Source organism: Micromonospora sp. NPDC048843, from assembly GCF_040649965.1.
In the GTDB taxonomy this organism is placed as follows: Bacteria; Actinomycetota; Actinomycetes; order Mycobacteriales; family Micromonosporaceae; genus Micromonospora; species Micromonospora hortensis.
On record NZ_JBEZGJ010000062.1, the window covers coordinates 19,979 to 37,177 of the forward strand.

15 protein-coding genes are annotated in these 17,199 nt (G+C 71.6%); 10 read left to right on the forward strand and 5 right to left on the reverse strand.

What is annotated here, in order from left to right:
* The first annotated feature begins 7 nt into the window (after positions 1-7).
* From AB0C20_RS16500 to AB0C20_RS16510, 3 genes are all read left to right on the forward strand, one after another.
* Positions 8-1,405: a pitrilysin family protein gene (locus AB0C20_RS16500; RefSeq protein ID WP_357183021.1), complete on the forward strand. Its 1,398-nt coding sequence runs from the start codon at positions 8-10 to the stop codon at positions 1,403-1,405.
* Between the two features lie 107 nt (positions 1,406-1,512).
* Positions 1,513-2,280 carry a 4-hydroxy-tetrahydrodipicolinate reductase gene (dapB, locus tag AB0C20_RS16505; protein ID WP_357183018.1) on the forward strand — a complete coding sequence of 256 codons (768 nt, stop codon included), beginning with the start codon at positions 1,513-1,515 and terminating at the stop codon, positions 2,278-2,280.
* A gap of 67 nt (positions 2,281-2,347) precedes the next feature.
* Positions 2,348-2,818: a GNAT family N-acetyltransferase gene (locus tag AB0C20_RS16510; RefSeq protein ID WP_357568297.1), complete on the forward strand. Its 471-nt coding sequence runs from the start codon at positions 2,348-2,350 to the stop codon at positions 2,816-2,818.
* A 227-nt stretch (positions 2,819-3,045) separates the two neighbouring features.
* On the opposite strand, the gene AB0C20_RS16515 is transcribed toward AB0C20_RS16510, so the two are convergent.
* Positions 3,046-5,154, reverse strand: coding sequence for a glycogen debranching N-terminal domain-containing protein (locus tag AB0C20_RS16515; protein WP_357183012.1), 2,109 nt, complete (start codon positions 5,152-5,154; stop codon positions 3,046-3,048).
* 145 nt (positions 5,155-5,299) lie between these two features.
* On the opposite strand from AB0C20_RS16515, the gene AB0C20_RS16520 reads away from it, so the two are divergent.
* The 4 genes from AB0C20_RS16520 to AB0C20_RS16535 all read left to right on the forward strand — a co-directional run bounded on the left by AB0C20_RS16520 (position 5,300) and on the right by AB0C20_RS16535 (position 9,647).
* On the forward strand, positions 5,300-6,289 hold the full coding sequence (locus AB0C20_RS16520; protein ID WP_357183009.1) for a LacI family DNA-binding transcriptional regulator: 990 nt from the start codon (positions 5,300-5,302) through the stop codon (positions 6,287-6,289).
* A 24-nt stretch (positions 6,290-6,313) separates the two neighbouring features.
* On the forward strand, positions 6,314-7,564 hold the full coding sequence (locus AB0C20_RS16525; protein WP_357568298.1) for an extracellular solute-binding protein: 1,251 nt from the start codon (positions 6,314-6,316) through the stop codon (positions 7,562-7,564).
* A gap of 72 nt (positions 7,565-7,636) precedes the next feature.
* A complete protein-coding gene (locus AB0C20_RS16530) occupies positions 7,637-8,758 on the forward strand; it encodes a sugar ABC transporter permease (RefSeq protein ID WP_357183003.1) in 1,122 nt (373 codons plus the stop codon).
* A gap of 1 nt (position 8,759) precedes the next feature.
* Positions 8,760-9,647, forward strand: a complete 888-nt coding sequence (locus AB0C20_RS16535) for a carbohydrate ABC transporter permease (RefSeq protein WP_357183000.1) — start codon at positions 8,760-8,762, stop codon at positions 9,645-9,647.
* A gap of 53 nt (positions 9,648-9,700) precedes the next feature.
* Here the strand turns inward: AB0C20_RS16535 and AB0C20_RS16540 are convergent, their stop codons facing one another.
* The 3 genes from AB0C20_RS16540 to AB0C20_RS16550 all read right to left on the reverse strand — a co-directional run bounded on the left by AB0C20_RS16540 (position 9,701) and on the right by AB0C20_RS16550 (position 13,012).
* Positions 9,701-11,275 (reverse strand): MFS transporter, encoded by a 1,575-nt coding sequence (locus AB0C20_RS16540; protein WP_357568299.1) that lies wholly within the window; start codon positions 11,273-11,275, stop codon positions 9,701-9,703.
* Between the two features lie 74 nt (positions 11,276-11,349).
* Positions 11,350-12,321, reverse strand: coding sequence for a sigma-70 family RNA polymerase sigma factor (locus tag AB0C20_RS16545; protein ID WP_357182994.1), 972 nt, complete (start codon positions 12,319-12,321; stop codon positions 11,350-11,352).
* Between the two features lie 94 nt (positions 12,322-12,415).
* Positions 12,416-13,012, reverse strand: coding sequence for a GNAT family N-acetyltransferase (locus AB0C20_RS16550; RefSeq protein WP_357182991.1), 597 nt, complete (start codon positions 13,010-13,012; stop codon positions 12,416-12,418).
* Positions 13,013-13,047: 35 nt separating this feature from the next.
* On the opposite strand from AB0C20_RS16550, the gene AB0C20_RS16555 reads away from it, so the two are divergent.
* Positions 13,048-14,322 (forward strand): glycosyltransferase 87 family protein, encoded by a 1,275-nt coding sequence (locus AB0C20_RS16555; protein ID WP_357568300.1) that lies wholly within the window; start codon positions 13,048-13,050, stop codon positions 14,320-14,322.
* On the opposite strand, the gene AB0C20_RS16560 is transcribed toward AB0C20_RS16555, so the two are convergent.
* On the reverse strand, positions 14,221-14,772 hold the full coding sequence (locus tag AB0C20_RS16560; protein ID WP_357568301.1) for a GNAT family N-acetyltransferase: 552 nt from the start codon (positions 14,770-14,772) through the stop codon (positions 14,221-14,223). The genes AB0C20_RS16555 and AB0C20_RS16560 overlap by 102 nt on opposite strands.
* A gap of 79 nt (positions 14,773-14,851) precedes the next feature.
* On the opposite strand from AB0C20_RS16560, the gene AB0C20_RS16565 reads away from it, so the two are divergent.
* Together AB0C20_RS16565 and AB0C20_RS16570 are read left to right on the forward strand one after the other, a co-directional pair.
* Positions 14,852-16,081: a crosslink repair DNA glycosylase YcaQ family protein gene (locus AB0C20_RS16565; RefSeq protein WP_357182982.1), complete on the forward strand. Its 1,230-nt coding sequence runs from the start codon at positions 14,852-14,854 to the stop codon at positions 16,079-16,081.
* Between the two features lie 4 nt (positions 16,082-16,085).
* Positions 16,086-16,799, forward strand: coding sequence for a DUF2752 domain-containing protein (locus tag AB0C20_RS16570; RefSeq protein ID WP_357568302.1), 714 nt, complete (start codon positions 16,086-16,088; stop codon positions 16,797-16,799).
* Positions 16,800-17,199 lie beyond the last annotated feature (400 nt).

The window sequence follows — 17,199 nt, forward strand, 5'->3', positions numbered from 1 at the left end:
GCAAGTCGTGAGTCGGGCCATCAGCGCGCCGTTTCCACCGGATCGACGGGGGGTGGCCCCGTCTCGGGACACCGGGGCGGGCCGCTCCGGCGGCACCGCCCGCGCGGTGACCCGGACGCTCAGCGACGACCCGCTGGGCGGCACGGTACGTCGTACCGTGCTGCCCAGCGGCCTGCGCGTCCTCACCGAGGCGATTCCGGCGATGCGCAGCGTCTCGTTCGGCATCTGGGTGGCGGTCGGCTCGCGTGACGAGACCGGCCCGCAGGCCGGTGCCGCGCACTTCCTCGAGCACCTGCTCTTCAAGGGCACCCACAAGCGCACCGCACTGGAGATCTCCTCGCAGATCGAGGCGGTGGGTGGCGAGACCAATGCCTTCACCACGAAGGAATACACCTGCTACTACGCCCGCGTGCTGGACGAGGACCTGCCGCTGGCGATCGACGTGATGTGCGACCTGGTAGCGGACTCGCTGTTGGAGCCGGCAGACGTCGAGACCGAGCGTGGCGTGATCCTGGAGGAGATCGCCATGCACGACGACGAGCCGGGTGACGAGGTGCACGACCTCTTCGTCCAGGCCGTCTACGGCGATCACCCGCTGGGCCGGCTGATCTCCGGCACCGCTGAGACCGTCACCCCGATGACCCGGCGGCAGATCCAGAGCTTCTACCGGGGTCGGTACACCGCGCCGCAGATCGTCATCGCCGCCGCCGGCAACCTCGACCACGCCGCGGTGGTCAAGATGGTCCGTCAGGCAGTGCGCGGCACCCCGCTGGACAGCGACCCGGCCGGCCCGGCGCCGCACCGCGCGGCGACCCCGGCGGTACGCACCAAGCCGGCGACCACACTGGTGGAGCCGAAGGAGACCGAGCAGGCACACGTCATCCTCGGCTGCCCCGGCATCGACCGGCTCGACGATCGGCGGTTCGCCCTCGGGGTGCTCAACAACGTGCTCGGTGGCGGCATGTCCAGCCGCCTGTTCCAGGAGATCCGCGAGCAGCGCGGCCTCGCGTACTCGGTCTACTCCTACGCCAGCCAGTACGCCGACACCGGCCTGTTCGCCGTCTACGCCGGCTGCGCGCCGGGCAAGGTGGACGAGGTGCTGTCCCTGACCCGTGCCGAGCTGGCCCGGGTGGCCGCCGACGGGTTGACCGAGGCCGAGGTGGCCCGGGGCAAGGGGATGAGCAAGGGCTCCTTCGTGCTCGGCCTGGAGGACACCGGTTCCCGGATGAGCCGGCTGGCCAAGGGTGAGCTGCTCTACGGCGACCTGATGCCTGTCGACGAGCTGCTCCGCCGCGTCGACGAGGTCACAGTGGAGGACGTGAACGTCCTCGCCGCCGAACTGCTCAGCCGGCCGATGTCGCTGGCCGTGGTGGGCCCGTTCGGCGCCGGCGACTTCGCGGTCTGAGGTCTGCCGCCCGGCCGGTCGAGGCAGCCCGGTCGGGGTGTCCCGCCCGGTGGAGCACAGCGGATCCGGCCGGAAGGGCCCGTCCCGATTGGGATAGGTTGTGCCCCGTGACTGACGAGCAGGGAAAGACCCCGGCCCAGCAGCTGCGGGTCGGTGTGTTTGGTGCGCGCGGCCGGATGGGCATCGAGGTCTGCAAGGCGGTCGACGTCGCCGACGATCTCGCCCTGACCGCGGCGATCGACCAGGGCGACGACCGTTCCTCCGTCTCCACCGCCGAGGTGGTCGTCGACTTCACCACCCCGGACGTCGTCATGGACAACCTCCAGTGGTGCATCGAGCAGGGCATCAGCGCTGTGGTCGGCACTACCGGCTTCACCGAGCAGCGGGTGGAGCAGGTGCGCGGCTGGCTGGCCGACAAGCCCGAGGTGGGTGTGGTCATCGCCCCGAACTTCGGTATCGGCGCGGTGCTGATGATGCAGTTCGCCGCGCGAGCCGCCCGACACTTCGAGTCCGTCGAGATCATCGAGCAGCACCACCCGCGCAAGCTCGACGCCCCGAGCGGCACCGCCACCCACACCGCCCGGCAGATCGCCCGGGCCCGCGCGGAGGCCGGCCTCGGCCCGGTCCCGGACGCCACCAAGGACGAGGTGCCGGGTGCGCGCGGCGCCGAGATCGACGGGGTACGAGTCCACGCGGTGCGCGCCACCGGCCTGGTCGCCCACCAGGAGGTGCTGTTCGGCGGCACCGGCGAGACGCTGACCATCCGGCACGACTCGTACGACAGGGTGTCGTTCATGCCGGGTGTGCTGCTGGCCGTCCGCGCGGTGCGCAACCGTCCCGGCCTCACCGTCGGCCTGGACGCCCTGCTCGACTGACCGGCCCACGTCGGCCCGGGGCGAAACCTGGTCGCGGCACGGGTCCGGCCGACCCTAGGCTGCCCCGATGATCGATGGTGGACATGGTGACCGGGCCGGGCGGCGAGTGACACTGCGGCCTGTCGACGACGACAACTGGCGGGCGGTGGCCGACGTCGCCCCGCGCGACGACCAGCGCCGGTTCGTGGCCGCGCTGGGCGCGCGTTACCTGCTGCTGAGCATGCGCTCCGAGGTGTGGAACTCGCTCGCCGTGTACGCCGACGAGACCGTCGTCGGCCACGTCATGTGGGGCGTGGACGACGACGGCTCGCACTGGATCGGCGGGATGCTGATCGATGCCGCCGAGCAGGCCCAGGGTGTCGGCCGGGCGACGGTGCAGACCCTGGCCCCCTGGCTGGCCGACCGGGACGGTAAGCCCCCGGTCCGCCTGTCGTACCACCCCGACAACACCCCGGCCGCAGCCCTGTACACCTCCCTGGGCTTCCACCCCACGGGTGCCATTGACGACGACGAGCTGATCGCCGAACGAACCCCCTGAGCCCCGCGATCTTGCAGTTTCAGTGGCGACATAAAGAACATTCGACCCATCTGGACAACCGAAGCCGCAAGATCGTCGGCGCGTCCGGCCCGGCCTGGGTCGATCATGGAGTTGTGGTGCCTCGCATAAGGGGCACATATGGAGCTGTTGCCCACCACAACTCCATGATCGACGGCGGGGTGGGGTCGGGGTCGGGTGGGGTCGGGTGGGGTGGGGCGGGTTGGGGATTAGCGGGGGAGAGGGGCTGTGGGGCGGCGTTGGGTGGGGACGGGTGGGGTTGGGGTCAGCGTTGTGGGGAGGCCGGTGACTGTGGCTTTGCCGGTGCGGTCGATCGCCACGTGCACCGGCGTGTCGGCCACGCGGAGGCCGTCGACCGCCACGGCACCGAACTCCGCTCCCGCCAGGGGCGCCAGTCGGACCGTGCCGCCCGGCACGTCCGGGTAGAGCCCCGTGGCGGCCTGGAGCAGCAGCACCGCGCCCGCCGCGGCCCACGCCTGCGGTCGGCACGCGGCCGGGTACGGCACCGGGCGGTTCACCAGTGCCCGGTCGTCGCCGCCGTACAGCTCCGGCATCCGGTAGTCGAACGCCTCGGCCGCGCTGAGCAGCCCGTCGGCCAGACCGAGCGCGGCTTCGCGGTGCCCGGCGCGGGCCAGCCCACCGAGCACGATCGCTGTGTCGTGGGTCCAGATCGAGCCACAGTGGTACGACAACGGGCTGAACCCGGCGTCGTCGCTGGACATGGTGCGTAGCCCGAACCCGGTGGCCATGGTGTCGGTGGTGAGCAGGTGCGCGACCTGGGCCTCCTCGTCGCGGTCGAGCAGTCCGGTGCCGAGCAGGTGGCCGATGTTGCTGGTCAGCGAGTCGACCGGGCGCTTGTCACGGTCGAGGGCCAGCGCGGGTTGCGGTCCGTGGCGACCGTCGACCCAGAAGCTCTTGCGGAACCGACCGACCAGCGCGGCGGCGTGCTCGCGCCAGCGGTCGGCGCCCGGTCGGCCGAAGGCGTCCAGCAGGGCGGCGCCGTTCACGGCGGCCTCGTGCGCGTACCCCTGCACCTCGGCCAGCACTATCGGCGCGGTGGCCAGGGTGCCGTCGTGGAAGCGGACGGCGTCGCCGGAGTCCTTCCAGCCCTGGTTGGACAGCCCGTGCCCGGTGGTGTCGACGTACTCGACCAGGCCGTCGCCGTCCGGGTCGGCGTGCTCGCCGAGCCAGCGCAGCGCCGCCTCCAGGTGCGGCAGCAGGGGCTCGATCTGCTCGGCGGGCATTCCCCAACGCCACGCGTCGTGCAGCAGGTTGACCCAGAGCATCGTGGCGTCGACAGTGCCGTAGTACGCCGGCGGGAGGCGCAGGCCGTTGTCGGGCAGGGCGAACGCGTGACGGCGCAGCTCGTGCAGGATCTTGCCGGGGGCCTCGCCGGTCGTCGGGTCGATCCGCGTGCCCTGTCGCCGGGCGAGCACGCGCAAAGTGCCGGCGGCCAGGTCGGTGCCGAGCGGCAGCATCATCCGGGCGGCCCAGAGGCTGTCCCGGCCGAACAGGGTGAGGAACCAGGGCACCCCGGCGCCGAGGAACACGTCGCCGGGTGCGCCGGTCTCGACCAGTCGGAGGCCGCGCATGTCGTCCAGGCTGCGGTCGAGCAGTCGGATCAGCCGCCGGTCGTCGGCGGTCACCTCGGGTCGGGACCACTCGGGCTCGCCGGCCGGGCCGACGACGACGGCGCGCGGGTCGTCGACTGTCAACTGCCAGCGCAGCACGGACTCGCCCCTGGGGGGCAGGTCGACCGGCCAGGCCAGCCGGGGTGCGGTGGCCCGCTCGCCGTCGACCAGCACGTCGGCGCCCGGCGCGGTGACGGTGACGGTGATCCCGGTGCCCGACCAGGTGAGCGTGCCGGGCTGACCGGGCCTGGCCGTCAGCGCGTCGGTGGCGCCACCGGACTTGACGACCTCGATGGGTGCCAGGTCGCAGCCGAGGTCGACGGAGACGGTGGCCCGTACGCCGACAGTGGCGGTGGAGACGATCCGCAGCTCCTCGGTGAGGCCGTTGCGGGTGGCCCGCCGGAGCCGGTCGACGCGGACGGTGGGGTCGGGCGTCGGGTCACCGAGCCAGCGGGCCAGGCTCACGAAGTGTGCGCCGTGCGGGCCGTCGTCGCCGCGGGTCAGCCCTTCGAGCTCCCGCTCGTCGACCCGCAGCTCGGCGCGGGAGAGCACCCGGGCATCGGCGTGGAAGACGCCCTGGACGCCGGTCGGGCGGATCTGACCGGTCGCGTCCCCCAGCGCGCTGGTCGGTGCGAGGACCACCCCGACCAACTCGTGCAGGAGGGGTTGCAGCTGGCGTTCGATCACGGTGTAGCTCCAGATCCTCGGGGTGCGGGGCGGCCATCTTGACAACGCGCCCCTGGCGGTGCAAAGTGCGAAACATTCCAGAAACTTGAACGATCCAATCCTGCCTTATCCAAATTGGATCGTTCAAGATGGCGAGAGGGATTAAGTGGCCGAAAAGGTGACCATCGCGACGGTGGCCCGGCACGCCCGAGTCAGCCGGCAGACGGTGTCCAACGTGCTCAACAGCCCGCACATCGTGCGGCAGGAGACCCGTCAGCGGGTCGAGGACGCGATCAACGCGCTCGGCTACCGGGCCAACCAGGCCGCCCGGCAGATGCGCACCGGCCGGTCCCGCCTCATCGCCGCCCGGATCGACCCGACCCGCGACGGCATCAACGGCTCCGTGCTCGACCGCTTCCTGCACGGCCTCACCGAGACCGCCGACGCCGCCGGCTACCGGGTGCTGCTCTACACCGCCACCGACGACGACCGGGAGATCGCCACCTACGGCGACCTGCTCGGCACCTACGAGTTGGACGCGTTCGTGCTGGTGGGCACCAAGTACGGCGACCCGCGTACCGAATGGCTCGCCGACCGGGACGTGCCGTTCGTGACCTTCGGTCGCCCATGGGACGCGCTCGACGCGCACCCCTGGGTGGACGTGGACGGCGCCGCCGGCACCGCCCAGGCCACTCGGCGTCTGCTCGACGCCGGCCACCGGCGGATCGCCTTTCTCGGCTGGCCGGTCGGCTCCGGCGTCGGCGACGACCGGCGGGCCGGGTGGCGCGACGCGCTGCGTGCGGCCGGCGTCGACCCGACCGGGCTGCACCGGGAGACCGAGGACGGCATCGCCGAGGGTGAACGCCTGATGCGCGACCTGCTCGACACAGTGGCACCGAGCGCCGTGGTCTGCGCCAGCGACTCACTCGCCCTCGGCGCTCTCCAGGCGATTCGGGGCGTCGACCCGCCCGTGTCGGTGATCGGCTTCGACGACACGCCGGTGGCCGCCGCGGTCGGGCTGACCAGCGTCAGCCAGCCGCTCGGCGAGGCCGCCGCCCGCTGCGTGGACCTGCTCACCGGGGTCCTCGACGGCGACCACGAGACCCCCACCCCCGTGCTGCTCCAGCCCTCGTTGGCACTGCGGCACACCGCGTAGTCCCACCCCCCACCAGGAGAAACCATGGCACCTCGAACAATCACCCGGGCAGCGGTGGCCGGCCTCGCCGCCGTCGCCCTCCTCGGCTCCGCCGCCTGCGGCAGCGGCTTCGACGACTCCTCCGGCGACACCGCCCAGTCCAGCGGCCCGGCCAGCCTGCAGATCCTGATCGGCTCGTCCGGCGAGGCCGAGACCAAGGCCGTGCAGGACGCCGCCGCGAAGTGGGCCGGCAGCTCCGGCAACACCGCGACTGTCACCCCGGCGCAGGACCTCACCCAGCAGCTCGGTCAGGCTCTCGCCGGCGGCACCCCGCCGGACGTCTTCTACGTGGACGCGGCCCAGTTCGCCGACTACGCAAGTGTCGGCGCCCTCGAGCCGTACGGCGACAAGATCAGCAACTCCAGCGACTTCTACGAGAGCCTGCGCACCACCTTCACGTACGACGGCAAGCTCTACTGCGCGCCCAAGGACTTCTCGACCCTGGCCCTGCAGATCAACACCGACCTGTGGAGCAAGGCCGGGCTGACCGACGCCGACGTGCCGACGACCTGGGAGCAGCTCACCGCCGTCGCCCAGAAGATCAAGGCCAAGGGGCAGGTCCCGCTGGCCCTCGGTGACACCCGGGACCGGATCGGCGCCTTCATGGTGCAGAACGGCGGCTGGCTGGTGAGCAAGGACGGCAAGCAGCCGACCGCCGACACCCCGGAGAACCTCGCCGCCCTCCAGTACGTCAAGACCATGCTCAGCACCGGCCTGGCCAAGTACCCGAAGCAGCTCGACGCCGGCTGGTCGGGTGAGGCGTTCGGCAAGGGCGAGGCAGTGATGACCATCGAGGGCAACTGGATCAAGGGTGCCCTGCAGAACGACTTCCCGAACGTGAAGTACAAGGTCGTGGCGCTGCCGGCCGGCACCAAGGGGCAGGGCACGCTCTCCTTCACCCAGTGCTGGGGCGTCGCCGCGAAGAGCAAGTACAAGGATCAGGCGATCAAGTTCGTCGAGGCGATGACCAGCGGCGAGCAGCAGATGACCTTCGCGAAGGCGTTCGGTGTCATGCCGTCCCGCCAGTCGGCGCGCGACCAGTACACCGCCGCGTTCCCGGCGGACAAGGTGTTCATCGACGGTGCCGCGTACGCCCAGGGCCCGGTGAACGCCCCGAAGATGGACAGCGTCCTCAAGGACCTCGACACCGGTCTACAGGGCCTGGCCAACGGCGACCCGAAGACCGTGCTGCAGAACTTCGACAAGAACGCCAAGGCGGCGCTCGGCGGCAGCTGAGGTGCTGGTGGGGGCCCCGGCGACCACCGGGGCCCCCGCCGCACGTCGGCCGGACAGAGGAAGGGAGGGAAGATGGCAACCGAGACACTGACCGCCGTGGCGACAGCGGGCGGGGCCGGCCCCCGCCGACGCAGGGGCGGCATCCGGAGCAACGAGAACCTCGCCGGCTGGCTCTTCGTCGCACCGGTTCTCGTCATTCTGGGGCTGTTCCTGCTGCTGCCCATCCTGATGGCGCTCTGGGTCAGCCTGACCGACTGGAACGGCCAGGGCAGCCCGTTCACCGGCGACGTCCCGTTCGTCGGCGCACACAACTACACCCAGTTGTTCACCGAGGACGGGCTGGCCCGCCGCGACTTCATGACCAGCATCCGCAACAACATCTACTACGTGGCGATCGTGGTGCCGGCGCAGACAGTGCTCGCGCTCGGGCTGGCGTTGGTCGTCAACAACCGGATGCTCAAGGGCAAGAGCTTCTTCCGCAGCGCCTTCTACTTCCCCTCGGTGACCAGCTCGGTCGCGATCAGCGTGGTGTTCCTGTTTCTCTTCGCCAACTCCGGCGCGGTGAACGCGCTGCTCGGTTTCCTCGGGATCGACGGCCCGGAGTGGTTCGCCGACTCCCGGGGTGTGCTGCACCTGCTGTTCGGCGCGGTCGGCGTCGACTCGCCACCGGCGGCACTGGCCGACGGTGGCCCGTTCGGGCTGACCTGGTGGGACTGGTTGGCCGGCCCGAGCGTGGCGATGATCTCGATCATCACGTTGGTCGTCTGGACCACCTCCGGCACCTTCATGCTGATGTTCCTGGCCGGGCTGCAGAACGTGCCGGTCGCCCTGGACGAGGCGAGCACCCTCGACGGCGCGTCCCGGTGGCAGCGCTTCCGGTACGTCACATTGCCGATGATCAGGCCCACCACCTTCCTGGTGCTCACCCTCGGCATGATCGGCTCCTGGCAGGTCTTCGACCAGGTGTACGTGATGAGCCAGGGCGACCCGGCCAAGACCACGCTCACCCCGGCCTACCTGTCGTACCGGACCGCCTTCCGGGACTTCGACTACGGCTCCGGCGCGGCGATCTCGTTCGTCCTGTTCCTGATCATCATCGTGCTCACACTCATCCAGCGCCGGGCGCTGGCCGAGCGGGACACCGACCAGCCGCGCCGCGGCCTGTGGCGTCGGCGCGTACCGGGAAGGTCCTGAGATGGCAATGCTCACCGACCGCCCGGCGGCGGCGCCCGCGCGGCGTCAGCAGCGCGCGGCCCGCACCCTGGCCACCCGCTTCCTGGGGTACGCCACGCTGGTCTTCTTCGGGCTGGTGTTCCTCTACCCGTTCGTCATCCAGATCGGCAACGCGCTCAAGACCGAGTCCGACGCGGCGGCGAACCCGCTGTCACCTTTTCCGGACCCGCTCACGCTGGCCGGCTTCGAACGGATCTTCGCCGGCACCAACTTCCCGCTGTGGCTGGGCAACTCGCTGCTGGTGACGGTGCTGGTCACCATCGGCCGGGTCTTCTTCGACTCGCTCGCCGGGTACGCGCTGGCCCGGCTGCGGTTCCGCGGCCGCAGCGGGCTGTTCGCCGCCGTCATCGCGGTGATGGCGGTGCCCGGTGTGGTGCTGCTGATCCCGAAGTTCCTGGTGCTCAACCAGCTCGGCCTCTACAACAGCTACGCCGGGCTGGTGGTGCCGCTGCTGGCCGACGCGGCGGGCGTGTTCATCATGAAGCAGTTCTTCGAGTCGATTCCGGTGAGTGTCGAGGAGGCCGCCCGGATCGACGGGGCGAGCATCTTCCGTACCTTCTGGTCGGTGGTGCTGCCGATGGCGAAACCGGCGCTGATCACCCTCACCATCCTGTCGTTCCAGGGCTCCTGGAACGAGTTCCCACACAGCCTGGTGTCGGTGCAGGACCCTGACCTGTTCACCCTGCCGCGCGGGTTGGCCGACCTGGTCAGCGGCTCGCTCGGCAAGGGCACCCAGTACCCGCTCAAACTCGGCGCCGCGCTGCTGGCCACCATCCCGGTAGCGATCATCTTCGTGGTGTTCCAGCGGTACTTCGTCCGCGACGGCAACGACGGCTCGGACAAGGGCTGACCGGCCCGGTGTGGCGGTGCCGATAATCGGAACCGCCACACCGGCTCCGCGCATCAGTGTGGGGTGGCGGTCGACGCGGGCTCCTCGGGCTGGGCCGGCTCGGCACCGACCGGCGCGTAGGACGGCACCGACCGGAACGCCAACGCGGCGACCACTGCCAGCCCGAGCAGCACGACGGCACCGGCGGTGGCCGCCACTACCAGCCCGCTCGTGTACGCCGCCCGGGCCGCCTCGACCAGCGGAACGCCCATCCCGCCCGGCAGCTCACCGGCCACCGTGACCGCCCCGGCCAACCCGTCGCGGGCCCGGGCCGCCGCCTCGGCGGGCAGACCCGCGGGCAGCGCCGGGCCCAGCTCGGCACGGTAGACGGCGGCGCCCACGCTGCCCAGGACCGCCACACCCAGGGCGATGCCCAACTCGCCGCTGGTCTCCGAGAGCGACGCTGCCGAGCCGGCCCGTTCCGGCGGCGCCGACCCGACGATCAGGTCGGTGACCAGGGCCGACGGCAACGCGATCCCGGCGGAGGTGACGACGAAGGCGACCAGGACGACAAACAGGGCGTGGTCGCCTTCCGCGCCGGTGAGGAGCAGGAAACCCGCCGCCGTGATCAGTTGCCCGACGGCCATCACGTGCCCCGGCCGGAACCGACGGGCCAGCAACGGAGCCACAGTGGTCGCGCCGATCATCGCCACCGCCTGCGGCACCAGCAGCAGCCCGGCGCGCAGCGGGGTCAGCCCTTCGACCAGTTGCAGCCACTGGCTGACCAGCAGGAAGGTGCCGCCCATCAACAGACCGTTGAGCAGGAACACCAGCAGTGCGGCAGTGAACGTGCGGTTGCCGAAGAGGCCCACGTCCAGCAGCGGATGAGGAAGCCGGCGCTGCCGCCGCACGAAGACCACCCCCACCAGCAGGCCGGTCACGATCGCCAGCACGGCCAGCGGGCGCCAACCGTGCCGGGCCAGCTCCTTGATGCCGTAGACCGCCGGCAGGATGGTGGCGAGCGACAACGCGACGCTGACCAGGTCCAGTCGGCTGGGGCGCGGGTCGCGGAACTCCGGAAGCAGCAGCGGCGCGACCACCAGCAACACCGCCATCACCGGCACACCCAGCAGGAACGCCGAGCCCCACCAGAAATTCTCCAGCAGCACCCCGCCGATCACCGGCCCGACCGCCATCCCGCCCATGAAGCAGCTCATCCAGACCCCGACCGCCACCGCGCGCTGCGCCGGGATCTGGAACATGTTGCTGATCAGGGCCAGCGTGGAAGGCATCAGCGTGGCCCCGGCGACACCGAGCAGTGCCCGCGCGGCGATCAGCAGCGGCGGATTCGGTGCGTAGGCGGCCACCACCGAGACCACGGCGAAGGCACCGGCCCCGATCAACAACAGGCGTCGACGACCCACCCGATCGCCCAGGGTGCCCATCGTGACCAGGAAACCGGCCACCAGGAAACCGTACGCATCGGTGATCCACAACTGCTGGGTGCTGTCGGCGCCGAGGTCCGCGCTGAGGCTCGGCAGGGCCAGATAGAGCACGCTCAGGTCGAGTGCCAGCAGCAGAGTGGGCAGGGCCAACACGGCCAGCCCAATCCACTCCCGACGCCCGGCTGCGGGGTGTGCTGTCCGCATCGTTCTCACCCTCCTGGTGACGGTCAGTGTCGGAGGGTGGACGACGGTCCGGCCCCGAACTCATCGGTGCATCGTCAGGCGATTTTGTCGGGCAGGCCGAAGCGGGCGAAGAGCGCCGGCTCCAGGAAGTGGGTGAGCCGGGTGATCCGGCCGTCGGCGACGTCGATGAGCTGGATGGAGAACGCTCGGCGCCCCCCAGCCGGGTCAGGACGGTACTGCGCCAGCGCCGGAGCGCCATTGGCCGACACCGGCAGGAGCCGGGAACCTTGGCAGCCGGACGCCGGCCAGGAAACCATCCACCGGCCGATGTCGGCCGCCCCCGACAACCACATCCGGTACGGAGGCATGCTGTGCACCGCGTCCTCGCGCAGCAGACCCACGAGAGCGTCGATGTCGTAGCGCTCGAACACCCGCACGTAGCGGTCCAGCAGGTCGCGATGCTCCTCGTCCAGGGCCGGGCCCGGCGTCGCGCCGGCCCGCTCGGCCAGCGTGGCCCGGGCACGTTGCAGCGCACTGTTGACGGCGGGCACGCTGGTCTCGAGCAGACCGGCGACCTCGTCGGCATGCCAGCGCAACACGTCCCGAAGGATCAGTACCGCGCGCTGCCGGGGAGGCAGGTGCTGGAGCGCGGCGACGAACGCCAACCGGACCGAGTCCCGCAGCACGGCCAGCTCCGCCGGATCCGCAGTGGGCAACACCGCAGCATCCGCCGCCGGCCCTACCCAACCCGTCTCCGCGTCACCAAGGCTCGGGGCCACCGGCGGCGACGGGTCACCGAAATCCGTCGGCATGGCCCGCCGCCGGTGACCCCTCAGCAGATCCAGGCAGACGTTGGTGGCGATCCGGTAGAGCCAGGTGCGCGTGCTGGCGCGGCCGTCGAAGCCGTCCCACCCGCGCCAGGCCCGCAGCAGAGTCTCCTGCACCGCGTCCTCGGCGTCGAACAGCGAGCCGAGCATCCGGTAGCAGTAGCCGGTCAGCTCGACCCGGAACCCCTCCAGGTGACCCTCGGCGGTCGGCGCCGACAGCGGCGTGGTGGCTGAGCTCATGGGCCGACCGTAGGCGACAGGTCGGACATCGGCGCCCACTCCGGCCGGGGCACGCCGACCCGTGCCGGTATCCGGGCCGGGGCGTCAGCGCGGGTCAGCCAACGGGCTCGTCGTCGACAGGTACCTTCTCAGTCGGCACGCCCACGTGCAGGCGCACCTGGGGCACCAGCATGTCGTCGACGTCAAGCGCCCGGGCCGCGCCGTCGAGCTCCCACCCGGTGCTGGTCAGGAACTTGCGGGTCGCCTCGTCACCGTCGAACGCCCAGGCCACCGCACGGCTCATCCCGTCCTCCCGCCACAGGTCGACGGCGGCGGCGAGCAGTCGACTGCCGTGCCCCCGACGGCCCCACCGCGGCTCGATCAGCAGATCGGTCACCGCCGCCACGTCCGGGCCGAGCGCGTCGGCCGGCTCACCCGGGGCCAACGCCTCGGCGTCGGCCGGGCCGGAGGCGGCGAACCCCACCAGATACGATTGCTCGGCCTGTTCGACGGCGACCAGCACCCGGTGCGCGCCCGAGGGCGGCTCCAGCACCGCGGCGCTCCACCGCCGGGCGAGGAACGCCTCGTCCAGGTTGTCGAGCACATGCCGAGGCAGGATCCGGCGGTACGCGACCCGCCAGGTCGCGAGCTGGATGCGTGCGATCTCGCCGGCGTCCTCGGGACGCGCCGGGCGGACGTACCCGAGAGCCATGGGACGGAAGCCTACGCAGGGCGAGGGAGACGACGGTGGCGCAGGGTGCCAATAGGACGACCGCGCAGGTCGTCGGGGTGGTGGTGCTCGCCGCGGCGGTCGCCGGGTTCCTCGCCGTCGCCGCCGTCCGGCACGGGTTCTTCGACCTGAAGGTCTACTACGGCGCGTTGACCTGGTGGGTGCACGACGGCGGGGAGATCTACGACTACCTCAAACCGGGCACCCAGTACGGCTTCACCTATCCGCCGTTCGCCGCGCTGGTGATGCTGCCGATGGCGTACCTGCCGTGGACGGCCGCGATCGTGGTGAGCGTGCTCGCCAGCGTGGCCACCACCACGGTGCTGATCTGGTGGCTGGTCGACCCGATCGCCCGCCGCGCCGGCTGGACCCGGTGGTTCGCCCTCGCCGTGGCGCTCTGCCTGGCCGCCGCGTTCGAACCGATGCGGGAGACGGTCAACTTCGGCCAGGTCAACACGCTGCTGCTCTTCCTGGTGGCGGTGGACCTGCTGCGGCTGCTACCCGCCGGCAACCGGTGGGCCGGGGTGGGCATCGGCCTCGCCACGGCGATCAAACTGACCCCTGGCGTGTTCATCGTCTACCTGCTGGTGACCGGGCGGTGGCGGGCGGCGCTCACCGCCAGCGGCACCGCCGCCGGGGTGTCGCTGCTGGCCGCCGCGCTCTTCCCCGACGCGTCCCGGGAGTTCTGGACCGAGGCGCTGTGGAACACCGGACGGGTGGGCGAGCTGGCCTTCGTCTCCAACCAGTCGCTGCGCGGGGTGGTCGCCCGGCTCGACCCGGAGCACCCGAGCACACTGCTGTGGCTGCTGCTGGTGCTCGGCACCCTGGCGCTCTGGGCCTGGCGTTCCCGGGCCGCCGTCGCGGCCGGCGACGAGGCGACCGGCCTGGCGCTGACCGGCGCGGTGATGTGCCTGGTCAGCCCGGTCACCTGGGTGCACCACCTGGTCTGGCTGCTGCCCGCGTTGATCCTGCTGGTCGACAACGCGATGGCCGCGCCGGCCGGCCGCCGACGGCAGGTCCTGCTGCTCGCCGCGACCATCGGGTACGCGCTGCTGATCAGCCGGACCGTCTGGCTCTGGGAAAAGGACTTCACCGGCGTCGACGGCTTCCTGGGCAGCAACGCCTACGTGTGGGTCAGTCTGGCGCTGCTGGCCTTCCTGCCGATCCGCCGGTGGCTCACCCCGAACGGATCAGCTGTCAAAGCGTCCGGCGTACCGCAACTCGACCAGCCCGACCGGCGGGCCCCCACCGGCCAGCGGCACCTGGTAGGTCGACCGCTCACCGTCCGGTGACAGGCCGGCGCGCTCGCAGAACCGCCGGGCCCGCCGGTTGTCCGCCAGCACCCACGCCCGGTAGCCGGCCCAGCCCCGCTCGGTGAGTCCGCCGCGGGCGGCGTCCAGCAACGCCGCGGCGGTCCCGTCACCCCAGTGGGCCGGCTCCACGTAGAGCGCCACCACCTCGCCGACCGCCGGGTCCAGGTCGTCCCGGTCCTGGTTGCGGCGGTACGGCCCGAAGGTGGTGAAGCCGACGACCAACCCGTCCACCTCGCCGAGCAGCGTGGTGAACGGGTGTTCCGGATCGGCGGTGCCGACGTCGCGACGACGCTGCGCCCAGGCCACCACGTTGAGCCGCCCGAGCACCTCGTCCGGCATGAAGCCGGCGTAGCCCGCCTGCCAGCCGTGCACGTGTACCCGGGCGACCGCCTCGGCGTCGTCCGGCTCCTCCCGACGGATGGTCAGCATTGCACCGTTCTATGCCCCGTTGGTCGTCACGTCCAGCTTCCCGCACCGGCGTCGTACCGATGAATTAAGGTCGCCGACGATGACCGCACCGGAATCACTCTCGCTCGCCCAGGCCCGCCGCGTGGCGCTCGCCGCCCAGGGCTTCGCCGACCCGGCGCCGACGGGCGTGCCCAGCCGCCGGCACCTGCGTCGCGTGCTGGGCCGGGTCGGGCTGATCCAGATGGACTCGGTCAACGTGCTGCAACGTGCGCACTACCTGCCGCTCTACAGCCGGCTCGGCCCCTACCCGACCACGCTGCTCGACCAGGCTGCCTACCGGCGCCCGCGTGAGCTGTTCGAATACTGGGGCCACGAGGCGTCGCTGGTCCCGGTGGAGCTGCACCCGATACTGCGCTGGCGGATGGCCCGGGCGCACAGCGAATCCTGGGGCGGCATGCGGCGGATCGCGCAGGAGCAGCCGGAGTTGGTCGCCTGGGTGCGGGACGAGGTGGCCGTCCGGGGGCCGCTGACCGCCGCCGAGATCGAGCACGACGCCCCCCGCGAGACCGGCAACTGGGGTTGGAACTGGTCGGCGGTCAAGCGGGCGTTGGAGTTCCTGTTCTGGGCCGGGGAGGTCGCCGCCGCCGAACGCAGCACCTCCTTCGCCCGCCGCTACGACCTGCCCGAGCGGGTGCTGCCTCCGGCGGTACTGGCCGCGCCCACCCCGACCGACGCCGAGGCGTACCGGACGCTGGTTTCCCTCGCCGCGCGGTCTCTCGGGGTGGCAGCCGAGCCGGAGCTGCGCGACTACTTCCGGTTGCCGCTGGCCGGCGCCCGGCAGGCCGTCGCGGAGCTGGTCGAGGCCGGTGAGCTGGTGCCTGTCACAGTGCCGGGCTGGCGGCAGCCGGCCTGGCTGCACACGTCCGCCCGGCTGCCCCGCTGGGTGCGGGGCAACACACTGGTCAGCCCCTTCGATCCGCTGATCTGGGAACGGGCCCGCACCGAGCGGCTGTTCGACTTCAGCTACCGGATCGAGATCTACGTCCCGGCCCCACAGCGGGTCTACGGCTATTACGTGTTGCCGTTCCTGCAAGGCGATCGGTTCACCGCCCGGGTCGATCTGAAGGCCGATCGGAAGGCCGGGGTGCTGCTGGTGCCGGCCGCCTGGCTCGAACCCGGCGCCGAGCCGGGGGAGACAGCCGTCGCGCTCGCCGCCGAGCTGTACCGCCTCGCCGGCTGGCTCGGCCTGGACGCGGTGGCCCCTCCAGCGGCCGGCGATCTGGCCGGTCCGCTCACCGCCGCGTTGGCCGGCGTGTCCGGTGTACCGTGAGCGCGTGACGAGCGCTCCCGGACCGGTCGACCAGCCGCACCCCGCCCCCGGCGCGGTCCACACGGCGCCGGCCGACGGTGGTACGGGTCCCGGTGACTTCAATTCCGCCGGCTCGGGTCCCGCCGGCCCCGGTTCGGGCGGCCCCGGTTCGGGCGGCCCTGGTCAGGGCGGCTTCGGTCCCGCCGGTTCCGGTCCGGGCGGCTTCGGTCCCGGCGGCTCGGGTCCGGAGGGTTGGCCGACGACCCCGCCTGGTGGCTACCCGGCGCCTGAGCCCGACCGGCTCACCCGGTTCGTGCTGCGGCTCTACGAACGTTCCCCGCGCTGGGCGGTGCCGCTGGCCGCGGTCGGCTGCGTCGCCATCGGCATGAGCTACGCGCTGCTCAGCAACCCGACCTACGCCGACCCGGACGCCGCGCCCACCTGTCTGCTCAAGTTGACCACCGGGCTGGACTGCCCGGGTTGTGGTGGCACCCGTGCGCTCTGGTACGTGCTGCACGGCGACCTGCCGGCCGCCGCCCGGCACCACTTCCTGTTCGTCTTCGCGCTGCCGTTCCTCGCGTACCTCTTCGTGGCCTGGGCGGGAAACCAGGCGTTCGGGTGGCGGCTGCCCGAGCTGCGGATCAGCTCGAAGGTCATCGGCGGTTTCCTGGCCGCCTGGCTGGCCTTCTCGGTGCTACGCAACCTGCCCTGGGCGCCGTTCACCTCGCTCTACGTCTGACCGCGCCGCCGTCGCCCGTCCCGGACCTGCCGTCGCCTGACGCGCGGCGACTTGGCCGCGACGCCGTTGCCTCGCGCGCGGCGATCGCCCCCGCCCGACGCGCCGCTGTCTGACGCGCCCCCGCCGAACCTGTCGCCGCCCGACGGGCCCAGTGCTCGGATCCGACCGGCGGGCGGATGTGGGCCTCGGCCGGCATGTGCTGTGTCGACGTCCTTTGGAGCTGATTCGTTTACGACATCACGGGTCCTCCGGTGCCCACGACCCATGATCGACTCGGCATCCAGGAAACCGGGCCATCCACCCGAGGCGGTTTCAAGCGGCTGTTGCGACTAGGTGTTTGTGGAGTACCTCGGCTGGATTCTGCCAGTCGAGGGTTTGGCGTGGTCGTCCGTTGAGTTCG

Coding starts and splice junctions, on each gene's coding strand:
- AB0C20_RS16530 (WP_357183003.1), top strand. CDS start 7,637: ATGGCAACCGAGACACTGACCGCCGTGGCGACAGCGGGCGGGGCCGGC.
- AB0C20_RS16540 (WP_357568299.1), bottom strand. CDS start 11,275: ATGCGGACAGCACACCCCGCAGCCGGGCGTCGGGAGTGGATTGGGCTG.
- AB0C20_RS16510 (WP_357568297.1), top strand. CDS start 2,348: ATGATCGATGGTGGACATGGTGACCGGGCCGGGCGGCGAGTGACACTG.
- AB0C20_RS16565 (WP_357182982.1), top strand. CDS start 14,852: ATGACCGCACCGGAATCACTCTCGCTCGCCCAGGCCCGCCGCGTGGCG.
- AB0C20_RS16525 (WP_357568298.1), top strand. CDS start 6,314: ATGGCACCTCGAACAATCACCCGGGCAGCGGTGGCCGGCCTCGCCGCC.
- AB0C20_RS16560 (WP_357568301.1), bottom strand. CDS start 14,772: ATGCTGACCATCCGTCGGGAGGAGCCGGACGACGCCGAGGCGGTCGCC.
- AB0C20_RS16535 (WP_357183000.1), top strand. CDS start 8,760: ATGGCAATGCTCACCGACCGCCCGGCGGCGGCGCCCGCGCGGCGTCAG.
- AB0C20_RS16550 (WP_357182991.1), bottom strand. CDS start 13,012: ATGGCTCTCGGGTACGTCCGCCCGGCGCGTCCCGAGGACGCCGGCGAG.
- AB0C20_RS16545 (WP_357182994.1), bottom strand. CDS start 12,321: ATGAGCTCAGCCACCACGCCGCTGTCGGCGCCGACCGCCGAGGGTCAC.